The organism is Pseudoalteromonas nigrifaciens, from assembly GCF_002221505.1.
Lineage (GTDB): Bacteria > Pseudomonadota > Gammaproteobacteria > Enterobacterales > Alteromonadaceae > Pseudoalteromonas > Pseudoalteromonas nigrifaciens.
In genome coordinates, this window is the sequence record NZ_CP011036.1 from 2,179,672 (window position 1) to 2,193,552 (window position 13,881).

Here is a 13,881-nt window from a genome sequence, read left to right on the forward strand (position 1 = left end):
AAAAATCTAATAAATAAGTCGTCATTAACATTGGCAGCGATTTTTGCTCACAAAAATGGATTTTAGTAGTACATCACATTGTATTACTCACTTACTTAACGAGCCCTATGCGCCTAAATATGAACGGCATTTAATAAGATTAGTATGACAGGCCAACTTCTGGGTAAAACGTGTAACGTAGCTGAAAAGCCGACAGTTTTAGCCCTGCTATGAATTTAATAGTAATAAATACACTATTGTTTGCCTGCATTTAAAAATACTGCGTACGCAAAAAAACAGAGCCGTTCCATTAAAGACCCAGTCGTGAGGCTGCACATTCTAAAAATAGGAATAACTGAACAGACGTGAAAACAGCGTCATGTCAGCGACACAAACTAGTAGAGTAACAATATGAAACGTATGCTAATCAATGCAACGCAGCAAGAAGAAATGCGCGTAGCACTGGTTGACGGCCAGCGCCTATATGATTTAGATATAGAAAGCCCAGGTCACGAACAGAAAAAAGCCAATATTTATAAAGGCAAAATCACTCGCATTGAACCATCTCTTGAAGCAGCATTTGTTGAATACGGTGCTGATCGTCATGGTTTCCTTCCTTTAAAAGAAATTGCCCGTACTTACTTCCCAGCTGGGTATACTTTCCATGGCCGTCCGAATATTCGTGACGTGATCAAAGAAGGTCAAGAAGTTATAGTACAAGTTGATAAAGAAGAGCGTGGCCAAAAAGGCGCAGCACTTACTACCTTTATCAGCGTTGCCGGTAGCTACTTAGTTTTAATGCCTAATAATCCTCGTGCTGGCGGTATATCTCGTCGCATTGAAGGTGATGAGCGTACTGAACTAAAAGAGTCACTTAGTCGTTTAGAACTTCCTAAAGGTATGGGCTTAATTGTTCGTACTGCTGGTGTTGGCAAATCGTTTGAAGAATTAAACTACGATTTAAAAGCCTTACTTGTTCATTGGGAAGCAATTGGTGTTGCAGCCGACAGTGCTAAAGCGCCGTTTTTAATACACCAAGAAAGCAATGTAATATTTCGTGCAATTCGCGACTATTTACGTCGTGATATTGGCGAAATATTAATTGATAAACCACGTGTTTTTGAAGAAGCTAAAGCGCATATTGAACGTTTTCGCCCTGACTTTATGAGCCGTGTTAAGCTTTATCAAGGTGATACGCCATTATTTACGCATTACCAAATTGAAAGCCAAATTGAGTCTGCGTTCCAGCGTGAAGTACGCTTGCCTTCAGGTGGTTCAATTGTAATTGATCCTACAGAAGCATTAACCTCTATCGATATTAACTCGTCTAAAGCAACAAAAGGCGGCGATATTGAAGAAACAGCACTTAATACTAACTTAGAAGCAGCAGATGAAATTGCACGTCAATTACGTCTTCGCGACTTAGGTGGCTTAATTGTTATCGATTTTATCGATATGACACCACCACGCCATCAGCGTGAAGTAGAAAACCGTCTAAAAGACGCTGTTCGTCCTGATCGTGCTCGTGTGCAAATTGGTAAAATTTCACGTTTTGGTTTACTCGAAATGTCGCGTCAGCGTCTGCGCCCTTCATTAGGTGAAGCAAGCCAAGGCCCATGTCCACGTTGTAGTGGTCAAGGTACGATTCGTTCTAACGAATCAATTGCACTGTCTATTTTGCGTTTAATTGAAGAAGAAGCAATTAAAGACAACACTGCACAAGTTAATGCTCAAGTGCCTGTTGCTGTTGCCGCTTATTTATTAAATGAACAGCGCCGTAGTGTTCATCGCATGGAAAAACAACATAAGTGCGACATAGTGATCATTCCTAATCAACACATGGAAACACCACACTACGAAGTAATGCGCTTACGTAAAGACGAAACGATTGAAACAGTAAGCTATGGACAAATTGTTGCTCCAGAGCCTGAAGCATTTGAAATGTCTAAGTCGCCTGTAGCACCAGTACGTGAAGAGCCAATGTTAAAAGGCGTTGTAATGCCTGCAGCACCAGCTCCACAAGCGGCTCCTGCTAACGTTGTTGCCCCTGCTGAAACTAAAGCGCAAAGCGGTTTACTGGATGCAATTGGTAAGTGGTTTAAATCTTTATTCGCCAGCGAAACCGTTGAAGTGAAAAAAGAAGAAACACAAAAACAGCAACAAGAAACGCGCGATAATACGCGTAATAACGATAATCGTCGCCGTAATAACAACAATCAGCGTCGCCGTAATAACCCTCGTTCTAAGCCACGCACTGAGCGTACTGCGGATGAAGAGGTTAAAACTAACTCTGTATCAACACCTGAAGCAGCAACGCAAACTAACGAGAACCAAGAGAGAGGCGAGAATCGCAATAAGCGTCGTCGCAATCCTAATTCACGTAAGCGCCCAGAGCCACGCACTGAAGAGAAAGATGCAGTAAAAGTTGATGCACCTGCAAAAGCAGAAGCTGAAACTAAGCCAGTTCAAGCCGAAGAGCCAAAGGATCAAAAACCAAAGGTTCGTCGCCAGCGTCGTAATTTGCGTAAAAAAGTACGCCTGCAAGATGAAAATGCTGAGCAGGTACAAACAACAGATGAAACACCTGTACAAGCTACAGAAAAAGAAACACCAGTAGCCCAAGAGCAAGCACCTGTTGTAGAAAAGCAAACTCAAACAGCGGCAGAAAAAACAGCTCATATTAAAGAAGAAAAAGTTGAAGATGTTGATTCTAACGATGAAACACCTACAACCGAAGACGAGCAAGAGCAAACTCGTACACGTTCACGTCGCTCACCTCGTCATCTTCGTGCATCAGGTCAGCGTCGTCGTCGCCCTGAAGGTGAAGGCAATGAAGCTAAGTCAGATGAAGCACCGGCATTTGTTCCTGTTGCCGACCAAGCTGCTGCAGAGTATGAAGCAGAGCTTAAAGCTAAATCTGCAGCTACACCTGCGGATGCAGCGCAACAAGTTGAACAAGCCGTTGCGGTTGAAGACTTAGCCAAAGTTGAAGCTGTAGAAGAGCCAGTACAAACTGAAGAGCCAGCTAAAGTTGAAACTCCAGTTGTAACTGAAGAGCCAGCTAAGGTTGAAACTCCAGTAGCCGCTGAAGAGCCAGCTAAAGTTGAAACGCCAGTAGCAGCTGAAGAGCCAGCTAAAGTTGAAACCCCAGTAGTTACTGAAGAACCAGCTAAAGTTGAAACTCCATTAGTAACTGAAGAGCCAGCTAAAGTTGAAACCCCAGTAGTTACTGAAGAGCCAACTAAAGTTGAAGCGCCAGTGGTAACTGAAGAGCCAGCTAAAGTTGAAGCGCCAGTGGTAACTGAAGAGCCAACTAAAGTTGAAACTCCAGTGGTAACTGAAGAGCCAGCTAAAGTTGAAACTCCAGTGGTAACTGAAGAGCCAGCTAAAGTTGAAACTCCAGTAGTAACTGCAGCACCACATGTTAAAACAGCGATAGCTCAAGGGTCAGCAAGTGCGCCAATGGCACAGCCTACCCCTGTAGCTGATAGCGAAGTAAAACATACATCTGTTGCTATGGCTCACGATAAACGTGAACTAGTGCCAGACAGTGGTTTGCGTGCGGGTTCAATCAAACCTGCTGGTCGTGCAAGTTCTACAATGACTAAAACAATGAGTGTTGATTAACAATACTCATTAAAAAGCCCCGCTAGTTAATTATTAACTAGCGGGGCTTTTTTGTACCTGTAACTTTAGATCAATCGCATTAGTCTTGTTCTTTTTCCATGAAGCGTTGTAACTGATCTTTTAAGTTTGGCGGAATGCCTTTGATCACTAAGGTATCGGTTGCTTCATTATAAGTAACACGTTCACCTAAGTGTTTACGCTCAAAGCTCACACTTACACCGCCACCTAAACCGGAGAACTTAACCATACTTGCCACTGTTTTTTTATCAACGGGGAATGACTCTTCTAAATCGTAACTTTGCTCTTTGCAAAAGCTGTCAAACGGACTGTCATCGCCTTTTGTAAGTGTTGCCGAAAGCTCACTTACGTTGGCATCTTCACCTGTCGTTACACAATCATTACAGTAATCAAATACTTGTTTACGTAAATCGTCTTTTTCTGATTTATCAAATTGTTGCTCTGATAAGTAATCCTCTACAGCACTGAGCATTACTTGGCTTTGTTGTTTAGGATCAATACCTTCTTCACAGCCTAAAAAGTCTAAGAAGAAATCGGCAACTTTGCGCCCTGCGCGGCCTTTAATAAATGAAATATAACGATTGTCTTGCGCTTGGGTGTCCCAAGCGGTTAAATCGATTCGTGCCGCTAATTGCATACGCGAAATATCTAAATGACGTGACGATGCTAAATCTAGCTCAGAGGTAATTGAGTAATGCTCTTTAATATTAATCATCGCAATCAGCATGTAGTCTGTAGCCACATACTGATAGTGACAAAACACTAAATAACCGGTTTCATTAAATGCGTATTTATCAAGTTCCTCTTTTAACACACTCGATGCTTGATCTGTCATATGCCAAAAGCCAAGTTCGTTGTTACGGTAACTTTGCATTGCCGATGCAACTACGCTATTTTTATCGCCACTAAAAGCGCAAAAGCCTTTACCTGGCTTACCATTATATGCATGATGCAATTGCTCAATAAACACAGCTACTTTATCGTTGATTAGCATTTCATCATTACGTAAATGAATTTGAGTATCGCCGTCTTTTTTGTCTACATAATGAACGACTAGTTTTTTAACGTCTGTTGCCATCTTTGTTTTTCACGCCTCTGGTGTTAAAATGTGAGAATATAACTATTAAATTGAACCAACTGATGCCAATCTTATCAAAATACTCTAATGAACAAGTAGAACAAATCGTCGATCAGCTTATTGATGTGTTAACTCAACACAATGCGCCGGTTGATTTGAGTCTTATGTGTTTAGGAAATTCTATCACGCATATCTTAAAAGAGCATGTACCAACAGGGAAAAGACAAGCCGTTACCGAGAACTTTGCTAAAGCTCTCGCACAGTCGGTTAAATAAACTCTATGAATTTATCGCAGCACAATCAGTTTTCATCAAAAGCGAGTCAATTACTAAGTTGGGGGCATTGGTTTACCTTTGCCAATATTGGCTTAGCGCTCTTAATTAGCTTAAGCTACTTGTTTGCCGACTCGCCACCTACAAGCTTTATGGGTATTACTTATATGCTAGTTACTTGGCTTAGCCATACTAGCTTTATTGCCTTTTTAGCGTTTGTGCTGACGGTATTTCCGCTCAGTTTAGTTTTTCCATACCCTCGCCATATTCGCGGTATGGCTGCAGTTATTGCTACCTTTGGCGCCTCTTTACTCACACTTGATGCTTATGTTTATTTTAATTTAGGTTATCACTTAAGTAGTTCTGCTTTACCTGAGATCATTTCGCTTTTATGGCACCGCTTAAACAGCTCACCCGCTTTAACAACTATTTTAGCCGGTGGCATAGTTTTAGTTATTTTAGGTTTTCAGTTAACGGTCAGTAATTTTACTTGGCAAAATTTAGCGCGTTTAAAGCAGCTCAAGTTTGCTCGCTACGCGAGTTCATTTTTAGTGATTTGTTTTGCTTTAAGTCATAGTATTCATATTTGGGCAGACGCTAATTTAAAGTTTGATGTAACTAAACAAGATAACTTTTTACCACTCTCTTACCCTACAACGGCTAAAAGCTTATTAGCTAAAAATGATCTACTAGACATAGAAAGCTATAAACAAGCGCATAATGTGCAAATTAATCAACAAAACATTAGCTACCAATTGCCTACTCCGCTGACAAAATGCGAAGATTACACACCGGCTAAAATTGATATTTTTGTATTTGAAACAGCGCAGCAGCTTGCTCAATTTGCCAGTAATAAAAACTTGTATAGCACTAAGCAGTTTTTACAACCAACCGATCATAACGATATGCTCTTTAGTTTAGTTTATGGTTTACCAGCATTTTATAAATCTACAATTATAAATGAGCAAACATTACCCGCATGGCAAAGCCAACGTCGCAGTGTTGAAGTAACGGGTATTGCAGCGTTAAACTTTATTAACGATCAAACCCACACTAATAGTGCAATTAGAATTATTAAAGGCACTGATGATTTAGCACCTCGCGATAAAAATACTCATGTTTATGCTTTTAGTTTGGCTGATAATAATAAAGAGGTGGTAATTACCTCAACGCTTTATAGTTCAGATAAACGGATCACTCGCGTTAATGGCCTTATTCAACCTAGCGATATAATAGCGACCGCTGTTGGGCAGTATTTAAACTGCAACACTATTGCTGAGCAAACTATGCTTGGTGTTAACTTACACCAGAAAAAAGATAATATGGGTGTTAATTATTCTCAAGGCGTGGTTATAGCGTATAAAAAGGATAGAATTACCTTAATTGATCCTGATGGCGACTTTAAAAATATTTCTGCCGCCGAAGGATTTTCTATTGAGCAAGGCTTAGACATTCCATTTTTAGTTCACAGTATCAAAAAGTTAAAAACCTTTACTCAATAAGGCTATTATTAACCTAGCTTGCTATACCGCCAAGCTAGGTTATAGTTTTACTTTAACGTTATTAATTTAACGCAGTAAAACACTCTTAGGGATAGCCAATATGATTAAGCTGTACTGTATTTTTATTTTCCTCTTGCTTACAACCTTAAGCTTTAACAGTTTCAGTGCAACCAGTTACTACAAGTGTGTTACACAAGAAGGCACCACCTTTTCTCAATTCCCGTGCGATAACAACGCCACCGTATACAAAGTTAACACCATAATAAATCAGCAAGTAGGCCCTAAAGTAGATTACACCAAGCAATTAAACGAACTGGAGCGCGAAAGCTTACTAGCAGGCTTACAGGCAGAGCTGCGCAGTAATCAACATAAGTTAGCAATATTAGATCGTAAAAAAGACCAAGCTGATTATAAACAGCAACAGCGCCTTAACCATATTTTAGCCAAGGAAGATAAAAAACGTATTGCCGCCGATATTGCTAAAAAACAAAAAGTAATTAACAAAAACTATAAAGCACAAATTAATATGGTAAAAAAGCGCATTAATAAATTACAAAAAAAAATAGACAACTATCAGTAACCTTTATCTCATGAATAAATAACATCTTAATTTAGCTTGGTTTTAAATCGAGAATAACATACTCTTAACAATGATAGAGTATAAGCTCTAGCGTCTAATAAGGAGTAATGATGCAGCCTCGTCATATTGCTGAATTAATTTTAACGGGCTTTAAAAAGCACTACCTGTTATTTCAAAAAACCACGGCAAAAGCACCGCTGGCGTTTGCTAAAAGAGACTGGCAAGCAATTAATGATATAAGCCGATTACGTATTAGCCATTATGATGATCGGGTTAACGAAACCACCGCCACACTTCGACAACAACAAACCGAACAACTCGACGAACAGCTGTGGCTAGAAGTAAAAAAACTCTATCAACATTTTTTATGTTTTCATCCTCAGGCTGAGCTTGCCGAAACTTTTTATAATTCGGTATTTTGCCGCCTGTATCATCGCCGCTATTTTCATAACGACTTTATTTTTGTAGAAGCCACTCTAAAAGATGCGCCTGCAGTGCCCGTAGAAGCTGAGTATCGCAGCTATTTTCCTGTGGTTGACGGCCTAAAGCCCACAATTAAACAAATCATTAATCACTTTGATTTTAAAGCCCCCTTTGTAAATTTAGAACGAGACATACGACTGCTGGTAAAAGCATTTTATAAACAAGCGCCCGACACGCACCATAAAGCCTGGCAAATGCGCTTTGATATACTGCACACTCCATTTTACCGTAACAAAGCCGCCTATATTGTAGGGCGAGTGGTATCGCAAAGCGGCGTACAGCCGTTTATTATTGCAGTACTGCATCATGAAGATAAAGGTTTATACCTAGACGCACTACTTACTAAATCGTCACAAATGCGAGTTATTTTTGGCTTTGCGCGTGCCTACTTTATGGTAGAAACCCATGCGCCTTCCGCATTAGTCCGATTTTTAAACCAATTAATGCCCAATAAAACTATAGCAGAGCTTTACAACGCTATTGGTTTTCATAAACAAGGTAAAACCGAGTTTTACCGTGAGTTTTTAAATCATTTAACTCACTCTAATGACGAATTTACAATTGCCCCCGGCACACCAGGCATGGTGATGATGGTATTTACCCTGCCCTCATTCGGCTATGTATTTAAAGTTATTAAAGATAAATTTGGCGAAAGTAAACCTTTTGGTCGTGATACCGTGTTAAAGCGCTACCAGTTAGTTAAAAAACACGATCGGGTTGGCCGCATGGCCGACACCATAGAGTATTCTAACGTCGTATTTCCTTTAGCGCGGTTTGATAGTAACTTGTTGCAGCAGTTGCACCAAACCATTGGTTCATCCATGGTAATTGAAGGCGACTGGCTAATTATCAAACATTTATATATTGAGCGACGCATGACACCGCTTAATCTATTTTTAGAAAATGCCGATGATGCCAGTGCCGCCGACGCGATTGAAGAGTACGGCCAGGCACTAAAAGAAATGATTGCTGTTAATATATTTCCCGGCGACATGCTGTTAAAAAACTTTGGTGTTAGTAAACACAAACGCATTATTTTTTATGATTACGATGAAGTGCAATATTTAACCGACATGAATTTTAGAGCACTGCCTAAAGCAAAAACGTATGACGACTACTTAATGGATGAGCAAAGCTATTCGGTTGCGCCGCAAGATGTATTCCCTGAGCAACTTTGCACCTTTGTAATGCCTAACCCAATCTATAAGCAGTTTTTAATGAGCACACATCCAGAGCTTATTGATGTTAACTTTTGGAAGCAAGCACAGCAAAATATTAAAAATGGTCAGGTTAGTCATATTTATCCATACCCGACAGCACAACGTTTTATCCATCACTGGTAAAGCGTTAAGGACACACAATGAATATAAGTAAAATAGATTTAAATTTACTGGTTTATCTCGATACTTTATTGCGCGAATGTAATGTTACCCGCGCAGCAAACCGGTTAAGTATTACTCAACCTGCCATGAGCAATGGCTTAAAGCGCCTTCGTAACTTATTTAACGATCCTATTTTAGTACGCACCAGCGATGGCATGGTACCCACAGAGCGCGCGTTAGAGTTACAACCCGTTATTCGCGGTATATTAATGACCCTAGAGGAAACACTTGCGCCTAATCGTGAGTTTGAAGCAAGCCAAAGTAAGCGCGTATTTAGAATAATGGCCAGTGACTATGCGGCCAGTACCTTAGCGCCCAAGCTATTAAGTAAATTACACGCAGAAGCCCCCGACACCACCTTAGATATACTCACCCCTAGTGATGTGACCTTTCATGATGTGGAAAATGGCAAAGTGGATATGGCAATCAATCGCTTTGAAAACCTACCGCAATCGTTTCATCATAAACGCATTTGGAAAGACAGTTTTTGCTGTTTAGTTAAATCCGATAACCCGATTATTGACAATTTTAGCCTAGAGAGCTACTTAAAAGCACGCCATATTTGGGTAAGTAAAACCGGTTTTGGTGTAGGCGTAGGAATGGATCCTAAAGATGTGCAAAAACTCGGCTGGGTTGATGAAGCACTCGCTCATTTTGGTAAACACCGTAATATTGCCACCTTTACCCGTAACTATCATGTGGCAGTACATTTAGCCAAAGTACAAAACTTAATAGCAACATTGCCCTCCAAAGCAGCTAACATTTATATAGACGATCCTAGTCTTAAAATATTAGAACCTCCTTTTCCTATTCCACCGTTTGAGTTAGATATGATTTGGAGCCCGTTGTTACATCGCGATGCTAGTCATATTTGGTTACGTCAAAAAGTAGCCGAAGTTGCTGAAGAACTTAAGTAATACCGTTACAAAAGCTTTGTAAAATTTGCTTACTTAATCTAACAAGTAAGCAAACATCATCCTAAAAATACATTTATACCAATAAAAACAAATGATTACGAAAGTATTTATAGTGGAACAACCTTTGCTTTTATATAAATGAACATTTAATTTCATTTATAAGAGAGGTCATTATGAACACCCATCAAAGTAATGAAGTAAATCATATTTCTGACATCATCCAAGTAATGAATAGTGGTATAGATTTTTACGAAAAAGCCCAACAGAACGTAAAAGATCCCGCTGTTGCCGCCCTTTTCCAGCGCATGATTGATGCACGTAAGGTAACCGTTGAACGCTTACAACCTTTTGCTGTTAATGAACAAGGCGAACGTGAGGATGGCTCATCATTTGCGGTAGAAGCGCGCCGTGCTTACACTGCGCTTATCACTAAATTTAGCAGCAATAACGACGATACGTATATTAAAGAGCTAGAAGAAGTTGAGGATAAAACCCTCGAAGAAATTAAAGATGCAATGAAAAAACCACAACCCGCAGACTGCGAAGCTGTACTAGCTAAAGCATTACTAACAATGCAAAGCTGTCATGCTGAAATGAGCCGAATGAAAAAGCAGTAAGTAGCCTAAATTCTGGATAATAACTCAACCTAAAGCTGAGTTCAGGTTAAACAATTAAAAAAGCCCAGCATTCTTAAATGCTGGGCTTTATATTAAGTATAAAAATGGGAGTATCTATAATTAAAAGCGGTATTCTGCACCTAGGTAGTAATACGCACCGTTAAAGCCAAATGGGGCTGAACGGCGAGAGTATTTAAATACCCCTGGGCTGCTTACAATGGTATTGCCTTGGGCGTCTACAATAGTACCAGTACGTGAATTACCTATAGTATTTTCATCTGGGTAGACATCAAATAAGTTATTTGCGCCAATATTTACCGATAAGTTCTCAGTTATAAAGTAATTTACTTTAACATCAGTTAATATTTCGGCACCGTAAGTCTGGCGGCCGCCATCTTCTACTGTGTACTCACCAAAGCGATTAAGTGACAAATTAACTGTCCAGTCATCACGTTGGTAAAGCGCACTTAAGTTAATGCGATCCTCTGGTTGCCATTCTTCAATAATCGAAATTTCTTGGTCAGAGAACACGTCCTCAACCGGTACTGTTTCTAAACCTGAACCTGCCGGGGTAAATAACGACACCACATCGGTTTTAGTAAAGTTAGCTGCTAAGGTAAAATCAAGCGTACCGCCTAACCCTTCAGTGTTCCAGGTAGCAACAAAGTCAATACCTTGCGTTTCTGTATCAGCACCATTTAAAAAGAACTGACCCGCACCAGCACCTGAGCTTATTAATGCAGCGTCAAGACTTGGCGACAACCCTTTACCTAAACGATTACTGATAACTATACGATCGTCTATATCAATTGAGTAATAGTCGAGCGTTACGTTAATGTTGTCTGTTACGTTATACACTATACCTAAGCTGCGGTTTTGCGACTTTCCTTCTGTTAGTTTTGGAATACCTAAGCTTTGCGCTAATGTTGAGTCGTTTCTAAAAGTACCGACTTCTTCGGCAACTAAGTTGCCAGTAACATCATCAACAACAAACTGAGTACTGATATTATTAAAATACAGCTGCTGCATTGACGGCGCTCTAAAACCTGAGCTTAATGCACCACGCAGTGATATATCGTCAGTAATCGACCAGTTACCCGCTAGTTTAAAGTTAACCGTATCACCAAAGCCTTTATAATTATCGTAGCGCAGTGCGCCCGATAAAATAACGTCTTCAATAATGCGCCGCAAGCTCGGTTAAATTACTTGGCATACCCTGTTTATTTATATAGCTAGGCGCTGCACATAACACACGGCTATTATTGACTATTTTACGCGACAACATGCCAGAGTCGTTTAACTGCCCTACTCTTATAGCCACATCTTGAGCATCATCAACCACATTAATAAAGTGGTCCGTAATTAAAAAGTCGAGTTTTAATTGAGGATATTCACTTTCAAACTCGCTGAGCTTAGGCATAACATACTTAGAAAAAATCCACGGTGGCATAGTTACCCTTAGCAACCCACTCACAGTTGAGCTGCGAGCACCTATACTATGCTCTGCATCGTGCAGTGCCTCAATAATAGCGCCCACACACGTGTAAAACACCTCTCCTGCAGGCGATAAACGTACTCGTCGACTATCCCTAAAGACTAAAACAGTAGACAACTCTCGCTCTAATTTACTAAGGCGATGGCTCACTGTTGCTGGCGATAAACCTTGCTCGCGCGCAGCGGCAAGTACACCTTTATTCTCTACTACGGCTATAAAAGTTTCTAAATCACTTATGTTATACATAAAAAGCTACTTTGGGTTTTCAATGTTTAATATTTTCGAATGAAGCTTTCACTTTTGCAATCTATATTTAAATAACTAAAACTATATAATCTAACGTAACTTAATTATTGAGGTTATATATGAGTTTAAAAGCGCAAATTGACGCCTATAACGTGCAAAAAGAAGCAAAGCTCCCTGCAGATGCTTTAGCACTAATGAATACGACAAACGCAGAGCTTATTGCCCAGCACATTAAAGATAATGCATTACAGGTAGGGCAAAAAGTTACCAATTTTAGCTTGGCTAATCATCAAGAGAACACGGTTGAACTTGCGACATTATTAAAACAAGGCCCAGTAATTATTAGCTTTTACCGTGGTGGCTGGTGCCCTTATTGCAATTTAGAGTTAAAAGCCCTGAATGATTACTTACCACAATTTAAAGCGCAAAATGCACAGTTAATTGCCATTTCACCACAACTTCCTGATGAAACACTGTCAACGGCGCAAAAAAACGACCTTGAATTTGATGTACTTTCAGATGTAAGTAATAAAATAGCCAAGCAGTTCGGTTTATTGTTTACACTCGATGAGCGTATTCAAGCGTTATATACCGAATTTGGTATTGATTTGAGCACTACTACGGCGATAAAAGCTTTCAACTACCACTACCGGCCACTTATGTTATTAATCAACAAGGTGTGATCACTTACGCATTTGTAACTGAAGACTACACCCTACGCGCTGAACCTTTTGATGTATTAAACGCTTTAAAATCTGAGAGTAAATAATGTCTGTATTAACATCCCTAAAAACCCTAACCCTTTCATTAATTTTAGGCGCAAGCCTATTATCTGGAGATACTATGGCCGAACAAACCTCAAATAAACCTAAAGTGTTAATTTTTGACGTTAACGAAACACTCCTTGATCTAGATTCAATGCGCGCTTCTATAGGCGAAGCACTTGGTGGGCGAGAGGATTTATTACCATTGTGGTTTTCTACTATGCTACACCACTCGTTGGTATCAACTGTAATTGGCGATTACCAAGACTTTGGCCAAGTTGGCGTGGCGTCATTATTAATGGTGGCACAAAACAACAATATTAATATTACCAGCGAGCAAGCAAAAACCGCGATTGTTACACCATTATTAACACTGCCTCCACACGCAGACGTAAAAGCAGGTTTAGCTGCATTAAGAGCACAAGGTTATAAGCTGGTTAGCCTAACAAACTCTTCAAATAAAGGCGTACAAGCACAATTTGAAAGCGCTGGTTTAACCCATTATTTTGACGAGCGCTACAGCATTGAAGATATTAAAGTGTACAAGCCTGATTTACGTGCGTACCAATGGGTACTTAAAAAACTTAATGTAAAACCAAATGAAGCCATGATGGTTGCAGCACATGGTTGGGACGTAGCCGGCGCAAAAGCAGCCGGTTTACAAACCACTTTTATTGCACGCCCAGGTAAAGCACTTTACCCACTGGCTAAAAAACCAGATCATGTTGTAAAAAACTTACATGAGTTAACCGAGCTGCTTAAATAACCTGATGTAATGGTCTCCTCCCCATACGGCATCTATGTGCCATGATTAAAGTGGTAAAAATTAATCAATACCCCAGCGGCCAATGTTAGGATAACGTTGGCCGTTTTTTTATATTTATAAAATGAATATAAATAAAGTATTCAAGCAGTTATTCA

The 13,881-nt window shown here is 39.9% G+C and carries 9 protein-coding genes and 3 pseudogenes; 9 read left to right on the forward strand and 3 right to left on the reverse strand.

Annotated elements, in window-relative coordinates:
• The first annotated feature begins 390 nt into the window (after positions 1 to 390).
• Positions 391 to 3,606, forward strand: a complete 3,216-nt coding sequence (gene rne, locus PNIG_RS10460; RefSeq protein WP_089368446.1) for a ribonuclease E — start codon at positions 391 to 393, stop codon at positions 3,604 to 3,606.
• Positions 3,607 to 3,685: 79 nt separating this feature from the next.
• Here the strand turns inward: rne and yejK are convergent, their stop codons facing one another.
• Positions 3,686 to 4,702 (reverse strand): nucleoid-associated protein YejK, encoded by a 1,017-nt coding sequence (gene yejK, locus PNIG_RS10465; protein WP_011328492.1) that lies wholly within the window; start codon positions 4,700 to 4,702, stop codon positions 3,686 to 3,688.
• 62 nt (positions 4,703 to 4,764) lie between these two features.
• Here yejK and PNIG_RS10470 point away from each other — a divergent pair, with 62 nt between their 5' ends.
• The 6 genes from PNIG_RS10470 to PNIG_RS10495 all read left to right on the forward strand — a co-directional run bounded on the left by PNIG_RS10470 (position 4,765) and on the right by PNIG_RS10495 (position 10,455).
• Complete coding sequence (locus PNIG_RS10470) at positions 4,765 to 4,977, forward strand: YejL family protein (RefSeq protein ID WP_011328493.1); 213 nt, start codon at positions 4,765 to 4,767, stop codon at positions 4,975 to 4,977.
• 5 nt (positions 4,978 to 4,982) lie between these two features.
• Complete coding sequence (locus tag PNIG_RS10475) at positions 4,983 to 6,476, forward strand: DUF3413 domain-containing protein (RefSeq protein WP_089368447.1); 1,494 nt, start codon at positions 4,983 to 4,985, stop codon at positions 6,474 to 6,476.
• A gap of 100 nt (positions 6,477 to 6,576) precedes the next feature.
• Entirely contained in the window at positions 6,577 to 7,056 is a 480-nt protein-coding gene (locus PNIG_RS10480) for a hypothetical protein (RefSeq protein ID WP_089368448.1), read from the forward strand.
• Between the two features lie 110 nt (positions 7,057 to 7,166).
• The gene (aceK, locus tag PNIG_RS10485) at positions 7,167 to 8,882 is read left to right on the forward strand and encodes a bifunctional isocitrate dehydrogenase kinase/phosphatase (RefSeq protein WP_089368449.1); all 1,716 of its coding nucleotides are present in this window, start codon (positions 7,167 to 7,169) and stop codon (positions 8,880 to 8,882) included.
• 17 nt (positions 8,883 to 8,899) lie between these two features.
• Positions 8,900 to 9,838 carry a LysR family transcriptional regulator gene (locus PNIG_RS10490; RefSeq protein ID WP_011328497.1) on the forward strand — a complete coding sequence of 313 codons (939 nt, stop codon included), beginning with the start codon at positions 8,900 to 8,902 and terminating at the stop codon, positions 9,836 to 9,838.
• A 173-nt stretch (positions 9,839 to 10,011) separates the two neighbouring features.
• Entirely contained in the window at positions 10,012 to 10,455 is a 444-nt protein-coding gene (locus tag PNIG_RS10495) for a ferritin-like domain-containing protein (RefSeq protein ID WP_011328498.1), read from the forward strand.
• Positions 10,456 to 10,575: 120 nt separating this feature from the next.
• Here the strand turns inward: PNIG_RS10495 and PNIG_RS10500 are convergent.
• Together PNIG_RS10500 and PNIG_RS10505 are read right to left on the reverse strand one after the other, a co-directional pair.
• Positions 10,576 to 11,637, reverse strand: a pseudogene (locus PNIG_RS10500) (TonB-dependent receptor domain-containing protein); the annotation flags it as partial.
• Positions 11,633 to 12,196, reverse strand: a pseudogene (locus tag PNIG_RS10505) (LysR family transcriptional regulator); the annotation flags it as partial. The pseudogenes PNIG_RS10500 and PNIG_RS10505, both read right to left, overlap by 5 nt.
• Before the next feature lie 119 nt (positions 12,197 to 12,315).
• Here PNIG_RS10505 and PNIG_RS10510 point away from each other — a divergent pair.
• Both PNIG_RS10510 and PNIG_RS10515 read left to right on the forward strand, forming a co-directional pair.
• Positions 12,316 to 12,965, forward strand: a pseudogene (locus PNIG_RS10510) (peroxiredoxin-like family protein).
• On the forward strand, positions 12,965 to 13,726 hold the full coding sequence (locus PNIG_RS10515) for a haloacid dehalogenase type II (protein ID WP_089368450.1): 762 nt from the start codon (positions 12,965 to 12,967) through the stop codon (positions 13,724 to 13,726). The pseudogene PNIG_RS10510 and the gene PNIG_RS10515 overlap by 1 nt, the downstream one beginning before the upstream one ends.
• Positions 13,727 to 13,881: the final 155 nt, after the last annotated feature.